15 protein-coding genes and 1 pseudogene are annotated in these 13138 nt (G+C 70.1%); 6 read left to right on the top strand and 10 right to left on the bottom strand.

All coding sequences use genetic code 11. From position 1 onward, the window contains the following. Positions 1-17: 17 nt before the first annotated feature. From PGN25_09195 to PGN25_09185, 3 genes are all read right to left on the bottom strand, one after another. Entirely contained in the window at positions 18-794 is a 777-nt protein-coding gene (locus PGN25_09195) for a creatininase family protein (GenBank protein ID MEH3117751.1), read from the bottom strand. A gap of 82 nt (positions 795-876) precedes the next feature. Next, positions 877-1260: a CsbD family protein gene (locus PGN25_09190; protein MEH3117750.1), complete on the bottom strand. Its 384-nt coding sequence runs from the start codon at positions 1258-1260 to the stop codon at positions 877-879. Positions 1261-1436: 176 nt separating this feature from the next. After that, positions 1437-1640, bottom strand: a complete 204-nt coding sequence (locus PGN25_09185; protein ID MEH3117749.1) for a CsbD family protein — start codon at positions 1638-1640, stop codon at positions 1437-1439. Positions 1641-1935: 295 nt separating this feature from the next. Here PGN25_09185 and oxlT point away from each other — a divergent pair, with 295 nt between their 5' ends. The 4 genes and pseudogenes from oxlT (at position 1936) to PGN25_09165 (ending at position 6387) form a co-directional block, all read left to right on the top strand. Next, positions 1936-3246: an oxalate/formate MFS antiporter gene (oxlT, locus tag PGN25_09180; protein ID MEH3117748.1), complete on the top strand. Its 1311-nt coding sequence runs from the start codon at positions 1936-1938 to the stop codon at positions 3244-3246. A 44-nt stretch (positions 3247-3290) separates the two neighbouring features. After that, positions 3291-3575 (top strand): annotated as a pseudogene (locus PGN25_09175) (fumarylacetoacetate hydrolase family protein). Positions 3576-3794: 219 nt separating this feature from the next. Beyond that, complete coding sequence (locus tag PGN25_09170) at positions 3795-4802, top strand: 2-dehydropantoate 2-reductase (protein ID MEH3117747.1); 1008 nt, start codon at positions 3795-3797, stop codon at positions 4800-4802. Between the two features lie 4 nt (positions 4803-4806). After that, positions 4807-6387: an acyl--CoA ligase gene (locus PGN25_09165; protein ID MEH3117746.1), complete on the top strand. Its 1581-nt coding sequence runs from the start codon at positions 4807-4809 to the stop codon at positions 6385-6387. A 575-nt stretch (positions 6388-6962) separates the two neighbouring features. Here the strand turns inward: PGN25_09165 and PGN25_09160 are convergent. The 4 genes from PGN25_09160 to PGN25_09145 form a co-directional block, all read right to left on the bottom strand. Continuing rightward, on the bottom strand, positions 6963-7244 hold the full coding sequence (locus tag PGN25_09160; protein MEH3117745.1) for a hypothetical protein: 282 nt from the start codon (positions 7242-7244) through the stop codon (positions 6963-6965). Continuing rightward, a complete protein-coding gene (locus tag PGN25_09155) occupies positions 7245-7472 on the bottom strand; it encodes a hypothetical protein (GenBank protein ID MEH3117744.1) in 228 nt (75 codons plus the stop codon). A gap of 144 nt (positions 7473-7616) precedes the next feature. Continuing rightward, positions 7617-8114, bottom strand: coding sequence for a hypothetical protein (locus PGN25_09150; protein MEH3117743.1), 498 nt, complete (start codon positions 8112-8114; stop codon positions 7617-7619). Further along, a complete protein-coding gene (locus tag PGN25_09145) occupies positions 8111-9283 on the bottom strand; it encodes an MFS transporter (protein MEH3117742.1) in 1173 nt (390 codons plus the stop codon). Before PGN25_09145 ends, PGN25_09150 begins: the two co-directional genes overlap by 4 nt. Positions 9284-9431: 148 nt before the next feature. Here PGN25_09145 and PGN25_09140 point away from each other — a divergent pair, with 148 nt between their 5' ends. Then, on the top strand, positions 9432-10334 hold the full coding sequence (locus PGN25_09140) for a LysR substrate-binding domain-containing protein (GenBank protein ID MEH3117741.1): 903 nt from the start codon (positions 9432-9434) through the stop codon (positions 10332-10334). Here the strand turns inward: PGN25_09140 and PGN25_09135 are convergent. Further along, a complete protein-coding gene (locus PGN25_09135; protein MEH3117740.1) occupies positions 10318-10707 on the bottom strand; it encodes a tautomerase family protein in 390 nt (129 codons plus the stop codon). The two genes, PGN25_09140 and PGN25_09135, sit on opposite strands and share 17 nt — an antisense overlap. 179 nt (positions 10708-10886) lie before the next feature. Between PGN25_09135 and PGN25_09130 the strand changes: the two genes are divergently transcribed. Beyond that, on the top strand, positions 10887-11777 hold the full coding sequence (locus tag PGN25_09130; GenBank protein ID MEH3117739.1) for a CoA ester lyase: 891 nt from the start codon (positions 10887-10889) through the stop codon (positions 11775-11777). Between the two features lie 72 nt (positions 11778-11849). Here PGN25_09130 and PGN25_09125 read toward each other — a convergent pair whose 3' ends face one another. Together PGN25_09125 and PGN25_09120 are read right to left on the bottom strand one after the other, a co-directional pair. Further along, a complete protein-coding gene (locus PGN25_09125; protein ID MEH3117738.1) occupies positions 11850-12206 on the bottom strand; it encodes a hypothetical protein in 357 nt (118 codons plus the stop codon). Positions 12207-12423: 217 nt separating this feature from the next. Next, positions 12424-13098: an HAD family hydrolase gene (locus PGN25_09120; GenBank protein MEH3117737.1), complete on the bottom strand. Its 675-nt coding sequence runs from the start codon at positions 13096-13098 to the stop codon at positions 12424-12426. Positions 13099-13138: the final 40 nt, after the last annotated feature.

Genomic DNA, 13138 nt, shown 5'->3' with positions numbered 1-13138 from the left:
TCGGCGGGTGGAGACCGCTACAGCGCGAAGCGGTCCACCTCCTCCAGCAGCCTCACGAAGGCGCGCGCTCCATGGTCGAGGGCGGCCTCGCCCGCTTCCGCCGTGCCGAGGCGGGCATCGCCCAGGGCGCCCGACGGGTGGAGATCCTGCGTCTTCCACGCGAAGGCCGCCGGGCGGCCGGCACGCAGCAGGGTGAAGTCGCGCTCCATCGCCACGGTGCGGGGCTCGAAGTTCTCGGTCCTCTCGCGCCGCACGAGGTCGGGCCGCAGCGCCAGCATCAGCGCGGTCTCGATGCCGCCGGCATGGATGCCGTGGCGGATCTCGTCGGCCGGGAACAGTCCCTCGGGCAGGCCGAGCCGGCTCCACGAGGTCGTCACCGCGACCATGCCGTACCGGCCCCGCAATTCGCCGGCCACGAGGTCGACGAGCGCGCTGTTGCCGCCGTGCGAGGAGACGATCACGAGCTTGCCGCAGCCCGCGCCGTGCAGGCTCGCTCCGATCTCGGTCCAGGCGGCGAGGGCGGTCCGCGCGGTCAGGGTCAGGGTGCCGGGGAAGGCGTCGTGCTCGTCCGACTTGCCGACCGCCTGGACCGGCAGGATCAGCACGTCGAGCGCCTCGGGCACGAGCCGCGCGACCCGCTCCAGATAGCCTTCGGCGATGAGGGCGTCGGTGCCGAGCGGCAGGTGCGGCCCATGCTGCTCGATCGCCGCGACGGGCAGCACCGCGATGGCCCGGCCCATGTCGCGGCCGCGGATCTCCTCCGTCGTCAGGTCGAGCCAGGATCGCGCCGGCATCTCTTCGAACTTGCTCCGCTATCCGCCCTTTCGGACAGCATCGCGGAGCGGGCGTCAACGCCCGACCCCGATTGCCCCCGCATCAGCGACGGCGGCTCACGAGCCAGCCGAGACCGAAGGCCGCCGCGGCGACCAGCGCCAGCGTGGTACCGCGGTTCTCGTCGGCCCGGACCGCCAGGGCACGGCCGCGGCGGCTGGCCGCATCGCGGTAGTGCCGCCCGCGGGTACGGGCCTCGTCGTGGAGGTGCCGGCCGCGGGAGACCGCCTCGTCGGCGATGCGGTAGCCGTCCTCGTAGATGTCTTCGGCCCGCTCGCGGGTGCGGCCATAGGCGGATTGCGCCACGCCGGCGATCTGCTCGTAGGCACCCTCGACCTGCGGGCGAGCCCGCCCCGCCACGGCGCCGAGCGCGCTGTGGCCGCGGCCCTTGAGGTTGCGGATGCCGCCCTCGATCCGATCCCTGTTCATGATGAAATTCCTGTCGTAAAGAACGGTCTCGTCGTGACCCGCGCGGCGTTGCGGTGGATGCCGCCGGCCGTCGAGCGGGCGCGGTCCGACCAGCCCCGAGACCGAAAACGAAGAAGCCGCACCCGATCGGGCGCGGCCCCGTCCGTCGGGTCCGTCGCGGGACGCCGGGCCCTGCTTCAGAGCTTGCTCTTGACCGCGTCCGCAGCGTCCTTGACGCCTTCCTTGGCCTTGCCGACGGTGCGCTGGGTCTTGCCTTCGAGTTCCTGGGCCTTGCCCTCGGCCTGCATCTTCTCGTTGCCGGTGACGTTGCCGACGCCCTGCTTGATGTTGCCGGCGGCCTCGTTGGCAGCGCCCTTGATCTTGTCGGTCGTGCTGCTCATCGCGTGTCTCCGTCCTTCGCTTGCGCGCCACGTCGGGGCGCTCTTGGTAAGCTGAACGGGATCCCCCGGCCCTTGGTTCCAGTCCTACGATGAGGCGCAGGCCGTCACGCCCACTTGCGGATAATGAATGCACTTCTAGGCGCGTCTTCAAAAAATATCTGCGCGGCGGCCAAATATTTTCCTGTCAGAGCTTGGCCCGGGAGCGGTTACGTATGCGGTATCCAAAATTCCAATATGGCCAAGCCGGGTGCTCGTCCCGGTCCGCCAAGAAGACGTGAGACCGAGGGACCGCTCCATGGCCGTTCAAGCCGCCGATCCATTGCCCGGCGCCAGCGCCTATTCCGTGTCGCGGGCCGATGCGCCCGCGGGCGGGCGCTGGGGGCAACTCGTTCTCGGCGTGCTGTGCATGTCGATGATCGCCAACCTGCAGTATGGCTGGACGCTGTTCGTCAATCCGATCAACGACAAGTATCAGTGGGGCAAGCCGGCGATCCAGGTCGCCTTCACGATCTTCGTCCTCACCGAGACCTGGCTGGTGCCGATCGAGGGCTGGTTCGTCGACAGGTACGGCCCGAAGATCGTCACCCTGTTCGGCGGCATCCTCTGCGCCGTCGGCTGGGCGATGAACTCGGTCGCCGACTCGCTGTGGTTCCTCTACCTCGCCGCCGCCATCAGCGGCATCGGCGCGGGCGCGGTCTACGGCACCTGCGTCGGCAACGCCCTGAAGTGGTTCCCCGATCGCCGCGGTCTCGCCGCCGGCCTCACCGCCGCGGGCTTCGGCGCGGGCTCGGCGCTCACCGTCATCCCGATCGCCGCGATGATCCGCGACGGCGGCTACGAGCGGACCTTCCTCGTCTTCGGGCTCGGCCAGGGCATCGTCGTGATGGTCGCCGCCCTGCTGCTCTCCGCGCCGAGCGCCGCCTACAAGGAGCGGAGGCTCGCCGGCCGGGCCACGCCGAACGCGACGACCTGGCGCCAGTACGCCTCCGCCGAGATGGTGCGCACCCCGGTCTTCTGGCTGATGTACGCGATGTTCGTGATGATGGCCGCCGGCGGCCTGATGGCGACCGCCTCGCTCGCCCCCATCGCCAGGGACTTCCACGTCGACACGATCCCGGTCTCGCTCATGGGCCTGACGCTGCCGGCGCTCACCTTCGCGCTCACCATCGACCGGGTGCTCAACGGCGTGACCCGGCCGGTCTTCGGCTGGATCTCCGACCGGATCGGGCGTGAGAACACCATGTTCCTCGCCTTCATGATCGAGGGCGCGGGCATCCTGGCGCTCGGCATGTTCGCCCATTCGCCGATGGCCTTCGTGCTGCTGACCGGCCTCGTGTTCTTCGCCTGGGGCGAGATCTACTCGCTGTTCCCCTCGACCTGCGCCGACACCTACGGCGACAAGAACGCCACCGCGAATGCCGGCCTGCTCTACACCGCCAAGGGCACGGCTTCGCTCCTCCTGCCCGCCTTCCTGGCGATCCAGACCGCGACCGGCTCCTGGCAGAACGTGTTCTATCTCGCCTCCGGCATGGCCTTCGTCGCCGGGTTCCTCGCACTCTTCGTCCTGAAGCCGATGCGCGCCCGCTTCGTCGCCCGCAATCAGTGACGGAGGCGAGCGTGACGCGCTGGATCGGCTTCGTCCACGACGGCAAGAGCGGCTTCGGCCCGTTCGGGCCGGCGATCGCCACCGGGCTCGACCCGGACACGCTGACGGTGCGGACCCTGGTCAACGGGCGGGAGCGCCAGAGCTTTCCGATCGGCGACATGCTGATCCCGGTGTCCCGGCTGGTGGCGCAGCTCTCGCAGGGGCTGACGCTGGAGCCGGGCGACGTGATCGCCTGCGGCACTTCGGTCGGGTCGGGCCCGATCCCGAAGGGCGCCACGGTCGAGGTGGCGATCGAGGGCATCGGAACGCTCTCGAACCGGTTCGAGTAGGGCATCGTCCCGAAAGGTGGTGGCCGGCTTTCGGAAAGAGACGATGCCAAGACAAGGACCAAGACAAGGACCCGGAGCGGCGTCCCGGACACCGGTCCGGGACGCCGCTCCGGAAGAAACTCAAGCAAAAGTGGTCTCCGCGGGTCGGACGAAACCGGCCCCGAGCGGCGTTTCAAGGTCGAGCCGGCGGAGCGAAGGACGGCAGCACGGGTGAGGGACATGAGCATCGCGATCGTCGGCGCCGGCGCCATCGGCGGTTTTCTCGGAGTCAGGCTGGCGGAGGCCGGGGAGGACGTGACCTTCATCGCCCGCTCGAACGCGGCGGCGATCCAGGCGGACGGCATGCGCCTGATCGAGGAGGACGGCACCGAGATCCACTCGAAATCCGTCAAGGCGACCCGCTCGATGCAGGAGGCGGGCGTCCACGAGGTCGTGCTGCTCACCGTGAAGGCGCATCAGGTCGGCCCGATCGCCGCCGACCTGAAGCACCTGATCGGCCCGGACACCGTCGTCGTGACGATGCAGAACGGGATTCCGTGGTGGTACTTTTTGGGCGGCCACGGCGGTGAGTATGTCGGCACGCGGCTCGAGAGCGCCGATCCCGGCGGGCTGATCGCCGATCATCTCGACCCGAAGCACGTCATCGGCTCGGTGGTCTATCCGGCCACCGTGCTCACCGATCCCGGCACCGTGAAGGTGATCGAGGGCAACCGCTTCGGGCTCGGCGAACTCGACGGCTCGAAGTCGGAGCGGGTGCTGGCCCTGTCGCAGCGGCTCGCCAAGGCGGGTTTTCGCGCACCCGTGACCAATGACATCCGCGCCGAGATCTGGCTCAAGCTGTGGGGGAACCTGAGCTTCAACCCGATCTCCGCGCTGACCCACGCGACGCTGGAGGACATCTGCCGCTTTCCCGACACGCGGGCGGTCGCCGCCGAGATGATGCGGGAGGCGGAAGTCATCGCCAACCGGCTCGGCGTCACCTTCCGCCTCGGCATCGACAAGCGCATCGCCGGTGCCGAGAAGGTCGGGCCGCACAAGACCTCGATGCTGCAGGACATCGAGGCCGGCCGGCCGATCGAGCTGGAGGCGCTCGTCGGCTCGGTGATCGAGCTCGGCCGCCTCACCGGCACCCCGACCCCGCATATCGATACCGTCTTCGCCCTGATGCGGCTCCTGGCCCAGAGCCTGGAGCGCGCGGGCGGGCGCCTCGCGATCCAGGGAGCGTGACGCGATGCTTCTTCCTGAACCTTCCGCCTCTTCCCTCATCGACTCCAAGGAGGCCAGCGTGGCCGCGACGACTCTCCACGAGCTGATCCAGACCGGCGCCGATGCGGACACCGCCCTGTCGAGCCCCGGCGGCGTGCCGCTGACGTTCCAGGCCCTGCGGGCGCTGACCGAGCGGACGGTCGCCGGTCTCAACGCCCGCGGCATCGGCCGCGGCGACCGGGTGGCGATCGTGCTGCCGAACGGGCCGGAGATGGCGGCGGCCTTCATCGCGGTCGCCGCCGGCACCACTTCGGCGCCGCTGAACCCGAGCTACAAGGCCGACGAGTTCGAGTTCTACATGAGCGATCTCGGCGCCAGGCTCCTGCTGGTCGCGGAGGGCTCCGACTCGCCCGCCATCGGCGTGGCGGACAAGCTCGGCGTGCCGGTGGCCCGCCTGCGGCCGACGCCGGAGGAGGGCGCGGGAAGCTTCACGCTGCACTTCGCCGATGAGAGCGCCGCGCCTGCCGAAAAGGGCGGCCCGGCCCACCCGGACGACATCGCGCTCGTGCTGCACACCTCCGGCACCACCTCGCGGCCCAAGATCGTGCCCCTGACGCAGGGCAACGTCTGCGCCTCGGCGCGCAACATCCGCACCGCGCTCGCCTTCACGGCTCAGGACCGCGGCCTCAGCATCATGCCGCTGTTCCATATCCACGGCCTGATCGCCGGCATCCTCGCCCCGCTCTCGGCGGGCGGTCGGGTCTCCTGCACGCCGGGCTTCAGCGCCCTGAAGTTCTTCGGCTGGATGGAGGAGGTGCGCCCCACCTGGTACACCGGCGTGCCGACCATGCATCAGGCGATCCTGGGCCGGGCCGCGCGCAATGCGGAGATCATCGCCAGGAACCCGCTGCGCTTCATCCGCTCCTCCTCCTCGTCCCTGCCGCCGCAGGTGATGAAGGAACTGGAGGAGACCTTCGGCGCACCCGTCATCGAGGCCTACGGCATGACCGAGGCCGCCCACCAGATGGCCTCGAACCCGCTGCCGCCGAAGCCCCACTGCCCCGGCTCGGTCGGCCTCGCGGCGGGCCCGGAGATCGCCGTGGTCGATCATGACGGCGAGCCGCTGCCCGCGGGCGAGACCGGCGAGATCGTCATCCGCGGCGACAACGTGATGAAGGGCTACGAGAACAACGCGAAGGCCAACGCCGAGGCCTTCACCCGCCAGGGCTGGTTCCGCACCGGCGACCAGGGCGTGCTGAGCCCCGAGGGCTATCTCTCGATCACCGGGCGGCTCAAGGAGATCATCAACCGCGGCGGCGAGAAGATTTCGCCCCGCGAGGTCGACGAGATCCTGATGGACCACCCGGCGGTGTCGCAATGCGTCACCTTCGCGGTGCCGCACGACAAGCTCGGCGAGGACGTCGCCGCGGCGATCGTCCTGCGCGAGGGCGTCGAGGCGGTGGAGAAGGAGATCCGCGGCTTCGCCTCGGAGCGTCTGGCCGCCTTCAAGGTGCCGGCCAAGATCCTGATCCTCGACGAGATCCCCAAGGGCGCCACCGGCAAGCTCCAGCGCATCGGGCTGGCGCAGAAGCTCGGGCTGACCTGAGGCGTTCGCGCGGTCCGGCTGCCGTCGCGGTGCCCGGATCGCTTCGTTTGCGCGCGCGATGACGGCGGGCGTTTGCCTTCGCTCGAATCGCACCCCATAATAAGGGTGAGGGCCCGCAGGCGGCTACCTGCGGGCCCTCTTGTTGGACAACGTTAGATGAGCCCGAGCGTGATGGTCACGGACCACTCACCGCTCGGGTTTTTCGTGACGGTGATCCGCAGGAGCGGAAACATCAGCACATCGCTCACCCCCTTCCCGTCTGCCTACTCACGGACGGCGAGCGGCTAAATCGCCGTAAGCCCCGTAGCCGCGGGGTCGTCGTGACAGGAAGGTTCGCGTCCAACCACGTCAGTATGGAAAGGGGCGGTGAAAACGCAACCGCTACGTCGGTTGTGTTCAGGATACCCGCTGAGGATGTTTCGCTCGATGGAGAGTAGAGGGCTGCTCTGCTCGCGCCGGAGCCGTGGAGCGGTTCGTGGCCAACCGGGGCGCATCCGCAGGATCAGCCGGCGAAAAGAGAAGGGCGACGCTTCGAGCGCCGCCCTTTCTTCGTTCGGAGCAGATGTAAAAAAGAGTCAGTTCCGCGCGGCCATCATGTCGTGGGAGAGCACGGTGAGCTTGCCGATCAGGCTCGCCACGTCGCCGTGGGCGCAGGACCACTGCGTGCCGATGGCGCTGCCGTCGTTCGAGACCGAGACCACGGCGACGGAGCGCAGTTTGCCCTCGCGGGCGAGCTTGAGCTGGTCCTGAAGCACCTCGATGATCGAGGCGACGTTCTCGTCGGCGACCGCTTCCGGGGCGGCGGCGGGGAAGGGAACCACGGTGGCGTCGTTGAGGGCACGATCGAACTTGGACATTCAGGCGACTCGACGATGCTTGAGGGCGGTGCGGCCGAGAGGTCCGGCCTGGAGACGATCCACGAGGAAGGCGAGGCGATCGGGCAGGGCGGCGTCCTTCTCGACGGTCAGGCGCTTGCCGATCGCGTAGGCGACCCCCTTGGTCACCCGTCCGACGGAAAGTCCCTCGTTGTGGAGGACCGTCCGCGTTCTGTCCGCTCGGTTCGGGTCGGCGCTCGGATCAGCCATCGCTTCCTCGCTCTCGGACGATTGCACGAGGGTGATCCTGCGCCCCGCATCGCGTCATGAAAATGGCACCGAGTCGGTCACGCTTTCGCATTTCCCTGGCTGTGACGCGAAAGAGACAGTTCCGCGGGGCGGCTGGCCGGCGCTTCAGCGGGGATCCTGCCAGCCGGAACGGACCGGCGCGCCGCTCGTGCTGCCGACGGCGGGACGGAGCGTTTCGGAGCGAGCGGCCGGCGGCTCGGCCATGGCGGCGCGGCGCGGGGTGGTGCGCATTGGGCGGCGCACGGCGGCGCGGCGCTTGCGGGCGGAGCGGGGGCGCGCTCCGCTGTTCGAGCCGATGACCCCGCCGGCCACGGCACCGACCACCGCCCCGACCGGCCCGGCCACCAGCGCGCCCGCCACGGCGCCGGCGCCGACGCCCATCGCGGTCCGGTTCTCGGCCCGGGCGGGGGCGGACAATCCGGCGAACAACGCAAGGCCGGCAAGTGCGCCGAAGCAGGTCTTTCGCATTCGGGTGATCCCCTCGAACAGCAATTCAGGGACGCCCTTGGCTTTCGATCTTGACGAAAGGTTGACCTGTTCTCTGCCGTGGGACTTGGTCGCGCGAGAACATCGATCCGAAAAGCCGTGCTTGTTCTTGCTCAATCCCGGCCCTGCGCCGCCAGCGGCCGGCGCAACCGGAGCGCCAGCGGCACGATGACGAGTGCCGTGGCGGCGGCCGCGAGAAGACCGGCGGCCGACCCCATCCGGTCGCCCAGCGCCCCGTAGGCGATGGGCGCGACGCCGCCCGACCCGATCACCGCCGTGTAGAACAGGGCGAAGGCGCGGCCGACATCGCCGCGCGGGGCGAGATCCGGCACCGTCCCGTAGAGCACCGAGGAAGTGCCGTTGAGGACGAGGCCGACCAGCGGCAGCAGGACCAGCGTCGGCACGAGCGGCAGGACGAGCAGCGCGGCCACGAGCAGAGCGGTGGCCGTCTCCGTGACGACGACGCTGCGCACGATGCCGAGGCGCTCGCCGAGCCGGCCGCAGACGGCCTTGCCGAAGGCGCCGCCAGAGAAGACCAGGGCCAGCGCGAGGCCCGTCGTCGTGCCGGTGCCGCCCTTCGCCTCCAGGAGGAAGGGCAGGAACAGCAGGGTGCCCATCCGCGTCGCGGTGTCGAGGGCACCGACCGTCATCAGCAGGGGGAATCCCGCGCCCTGTCCCGCCGCCCGGCCGGACCGTGGCGGCGGCGCGGCCAGCGATCCCCGCGGCAGGACGAGGGCGAGGGCCAGCGCCGCGGTCACGCCCACCCCCGCCATCAGCCCGGCGACCGGCCGCCACGCCAGGGCGCCGAGCAGCCCCGCGACGAGGACGGGAAACAGCGCCTTTCCGAGATCGCCGGAGAAATTGTAGATTCCGAGCGGCCCGCGCGCGGCTCCGCCATAGGCTTGGCTGACGAGAAGCGAGGCCCGCGGGTGCTGGACGCTCGAACCGATCCCGGCCAGCACCAATCCGGTGCAGAGGCCGGCAAGGCTGCCGCTCAGCGCCATCAGGCCGAAGCCGGCCGCAGCGACCAGCGTCGAGACGGCGAGCGCGGCCCGGACCGGTCGCCCGGCGGCCAGCCGGTCGGCGGGAACCTGCAGGCCGCCCATGGTGCCGTAATAGAGGCTGCGCAGCACCGCGAGCCCGGCATAGCCGAGGCCGAATTCCGCCTGCCAGACCGGCAGCAGCACGTAGAGCAGGTCGGTGTAGCCGTCGTGCAGGGCATGGGCGAGGCAGGCGCCGCCGAGACTGCGCCGCCTCCGGTCGGGGCTCGGAGCCGCATCCGGCATCCACGTGTCGAGGCGAACGGTCTGGCTCACGGGCGATCCTCAGAGCGGCTCTGGCGCGGACACCCTAAATCCGTGACATTCTCGCGATGAGAGCCGGCGGGTTCACGGATTCCGTGCGTCTGGCTCACGGATCGGAGGTTCGAGAAGAATGCGCCGCCTGCCGCCGCTCCACGCCTTGCAGGTGTTCGAGGTCGCCGCCCGCGCCGGCAGCTACGCCGCGGCCGGTCTCGAACTCGGGCTGACGCACGGTGCGGTCAGCCGGCAGATCGGTGCGCTCGAAACCTGGCTCGGCCAGCGGCTGTTCGTCCGGGTCGGACGGCGGATGGTGGCGACGCCGGCGGCGCGGGCCTTCGCGGAGGAGATCAGTCTCTCCTTCGACCGCCTCACCGCGGCGGCGGAAACCTGCGGACGGCCGCAGGCACCGCGCGTCCTGCGAGTCAGCGCGCCCTCGACCTTCGCGATGCGCTGGCTGATCCCGCGCCTCGACCGCTTCCATGCGGCGCGCCCCGGCACGGAAGTGGCGGTGGCCACGACCACGACCTTGCAGGACGCCCTGCGCGGCGGGTTCGACCTCGCGATCCGGCGCGGCCCCGAGCCCTGGCCGCAGCACCGGGCGGTGCCGTTCCTCGACGAGGCCGATACGCTGGTGGCGAGCCCGGCGCTCCTGCGGGAGAGGCCGCTCGCGACGCTCCGCGATCTCGAAGGCCACGTCCTGCTCGGCACCGAGACGCGGCCGGGGGATTGGAGCGACTGGCTCGCGGCGGCGGGGCTGCCGCGGCCCGGCGGGGCGCGGCGCCGGGTCTTCGACCACTTCTTCGTCACCCTCCAGGCCCTGGAGGACGGGTGCGGCCTCGGCATCGGCCCCTTCCCGGTGCTCGACCGCGCGGTCGCCGAAGGGCGGCTGGTCGCTCCGTTCCCGGAGATCCGGGTCGCGCGGGCCCGCTACTTCGCCCTGACGCCGTTCGACGCCGACAAGTCGCCGGCGCTCGCCGCCTTCGTCGATTGGCTGGCGGCGGAGGGGCGGCCCCCCGGCCTCACAATTCCCCCGTGAGGAACTGCGCCCGGCCGTGCCCGAACGACCAATCCTCGTCCGTGTTCTCCACCGTCGAGACCATCACGTCGGCGGGTGCGATGCCGCAGGCGGCTTCCAGCTTCTCGGTCAGGAGCCGATAGAACAGCTCCTTTTTCGCGCGCCCCCGCGGCCGGGTGATCATCTGCACCACGACGACGTCGCGGGTGCGCGGGATGCCGAGACCGGTATCCTCCACGATCATCCGTGTCGGCTTGTGCTCGGTGACGATCTGGTAGCGATCGCCGGGCGGGACCTGGAAGGCCTCCAGCATCGCCTCGTGGGCGGCGTCGAGCAGCGCCTTCAGTTCGGCGTCGCTGCGGCCCTCGATCAGGTCGAAGCGCACGAGGGGCATCGGGGTTTCTCCGAAAACGGCGCGAGCATGCGCCCTCTGGCGGTCGCCGGGCACACACGGTTAAGTAGCCCGACTCCCGGCCGCTTCCACCCGACCCGGATCTTTCATATTATGCATGCAATTCGAGGGCGGGATCGGCGAAGGGCGCCATCACCCGCCCCTTTGGGAGGAGACGAGAGATGTCCGATTTGCGGTTGCGCCGCAGCGTCCTCTACATGCCGGGCTCGAACCTGCGCGCCCTGGAAAAGGCGAAGACGCTGCCCGCCGACTCGCTGATCCTCGATCTCGAGGATGCCGTCTCCATGGAGGAGAAGGAGTTGGCGCGCGAGCAGGTCTGCGCCGCGGTGAAGGGGGGCGGCTACGGGCATCGCGAACTCGTGATCCGGGTGAACGCCCCGCAGACGCCCTGGGGCGACGGCGACCTGCGCGCGGCGATCCAGGCCAAGCCCGACGCGATCCTGATGCCGAAGGTGTCCTCGCCCGCCGTGCTGGAGAGCGTCGCCGACGCGCTGGAGGCGCTCGACGCGCCCGATTCCATCGACATCTGGGCGATGATCGAGACGCCCGCGGCGATCCTCAACATCCACGAGATCGCCAAGGCGCGGCGCGACCGGCGCAACCGGCTCACCGGCTTCGTGCTCGGCACCAACGATCTCGCCAAGGACACCTGGGCCCAGCTCGTGCGCGGGCGCGTGCCGATGCTGCCGTGGATGATGCTGACGCTGGCCGCCGCCCGGGCCGAAGGGCTGATCATCCTCGACGGCGTGTGGAACGACATCGCCGATCCGGAAGGGTGCCGCGAGGAGTGCCGGCAGGCGCGCGACCTCGGCTTCGACGGCAAGACGCTGATCCACCCGAACCAGATCGAGCCCGCCAACACCTCCTTCGCGCCGACGGAGGAGGAGGTGCGCCGCGCCCGCCTCGTGATCGAGGCCTTCGCCCTGCCGGAGAACGCCAAGCGCGCGGCGATCAAGATCGAGGGCCGCATGTACGAGCGCCAGCATATCGGCATGGCCCGCCGCGCCGTGGTCTGGTCCGAGACGATCGCCGCCCGCGACGCCGCGGCCTGACATGCGAAACGGCCGGCCGCGCTCGTGAGGGGCGCGGCCGGCCGTCATGCGATGCTCTAACGGCGGGAAGGCTTACCAGCCGTAGCCGTAATCGTAGGCCGGGCCACCCCAGGAATAGCCGCCATAGGCGCGGCGCGGGGCGTAGTAGCCGCCGTCGTAATAGCCGACGCTGCGATAGCCGTAGGCGGGACGGCCGTAGCCGTAACCATAGCCGGCGACCGGGCGGGCATAGCCGTAATCGTAGCCGTAACCGCCGTAGCCGTAGGAGTTCGAAGCGGCCGCGCCGAGAAGGGCGCCGGCCGCGAGGCCGCCGACCACGCCGGCGGCGACCGCGCCGCCGCCGCCGCGCCAGCGGGCCTCGGCGCCGGTCGAGGTCAGGGCGCCGACGCCGAGAACGGTCGCGGCGGACAGGACTGCAAGCTTTTTCATCGAATATCTCCGTGAGCGGAGGATCGGCGATCCATCGGCACCCTAACGAGCGTGCCTCTGAATCGGTTCACTCTCGATTTCGTGGTTTCCACGCTACGTCCCGTCGCATGAACGAAGATGCAAGGCGTCGTTCATCTGATCGTCAGGTTCGCCGGAGGTCGTCGGATCTGCGCCTGACCGCGATCCCTTGCCGGACTAACCTTGGCCTTACTGCGCCTCAGCGCCGGCCGCCGACTTCGTCGAGGTGCCCCAGCAGCATCGCCGGGTCGTCGTAGACCCGGACGGCGCCGGAGCGCTCCAACTCCTCCGTGCCGTATCCGCCCGAGAGCAGGCCGACCCCGAGCCCGCGGCAGCGGCGGGCGGCCAGCATGTCCCAGATCGAATCGCCGACGATCACCGCGTGCTCGATCGGTGCGTTCAGTCGCGCGGCGGCGGCGAGGAACAGGTCGGGGTCGGGCTTGGCGTATTTCACGAGGTCGCGGGTCACCACCGGCACCTGCCCGGGATCGACGCCGAGCGCGACGAGGTTGTGGCCCGCGGTCTCCATCCGCCCGCTGGTGGCGATGGCCCAGGGGATGCGGTTCTCGGTCAGCGTGGCGAGCAGTTCCCTGGCGCCGGGAAGCGGCACGACGCCCTTCGACAGCCGCCCATAGGCCTCCGCGTGCAGGCGGCGCAGCCGGTCGATCCGTTCGGGATCGATGTCGAGCCCGGTCTCGCGCAGGAGCTGGTTGGTGAACAGGCCCCCGCTCATCCCGATCTTGCGGTGGATGCGCCAGACCGAGAGCGGAATCCCCTCCGCGTCGAGCGCCTCCTTCCAGGCGAGCACGTGCTGGTAGACGCTGTCGACCAGGGTGCCGTCGAGGTCGAACAGGAAGACGGTTTCGATGCGCATTTTTGGGGGCTCCACCGCATATCTTCGAACAACCGCTTCA

Origin of the sequence: Methylorubrum populi (assembly GCA_036946625.1) — a bacterium.
In the GTDB taxonomy this organism is placed as follows: domain Bacteria; phylum Pseudomonadota; class Alphaproteobacteria; order Rhizobiales; family Beijerinckiaceae; genus Methylobacterium; species Methylobacterium populi_C.
This window is presented reverse-complemented; position numbering and strand designations above follow the sequence as displayed.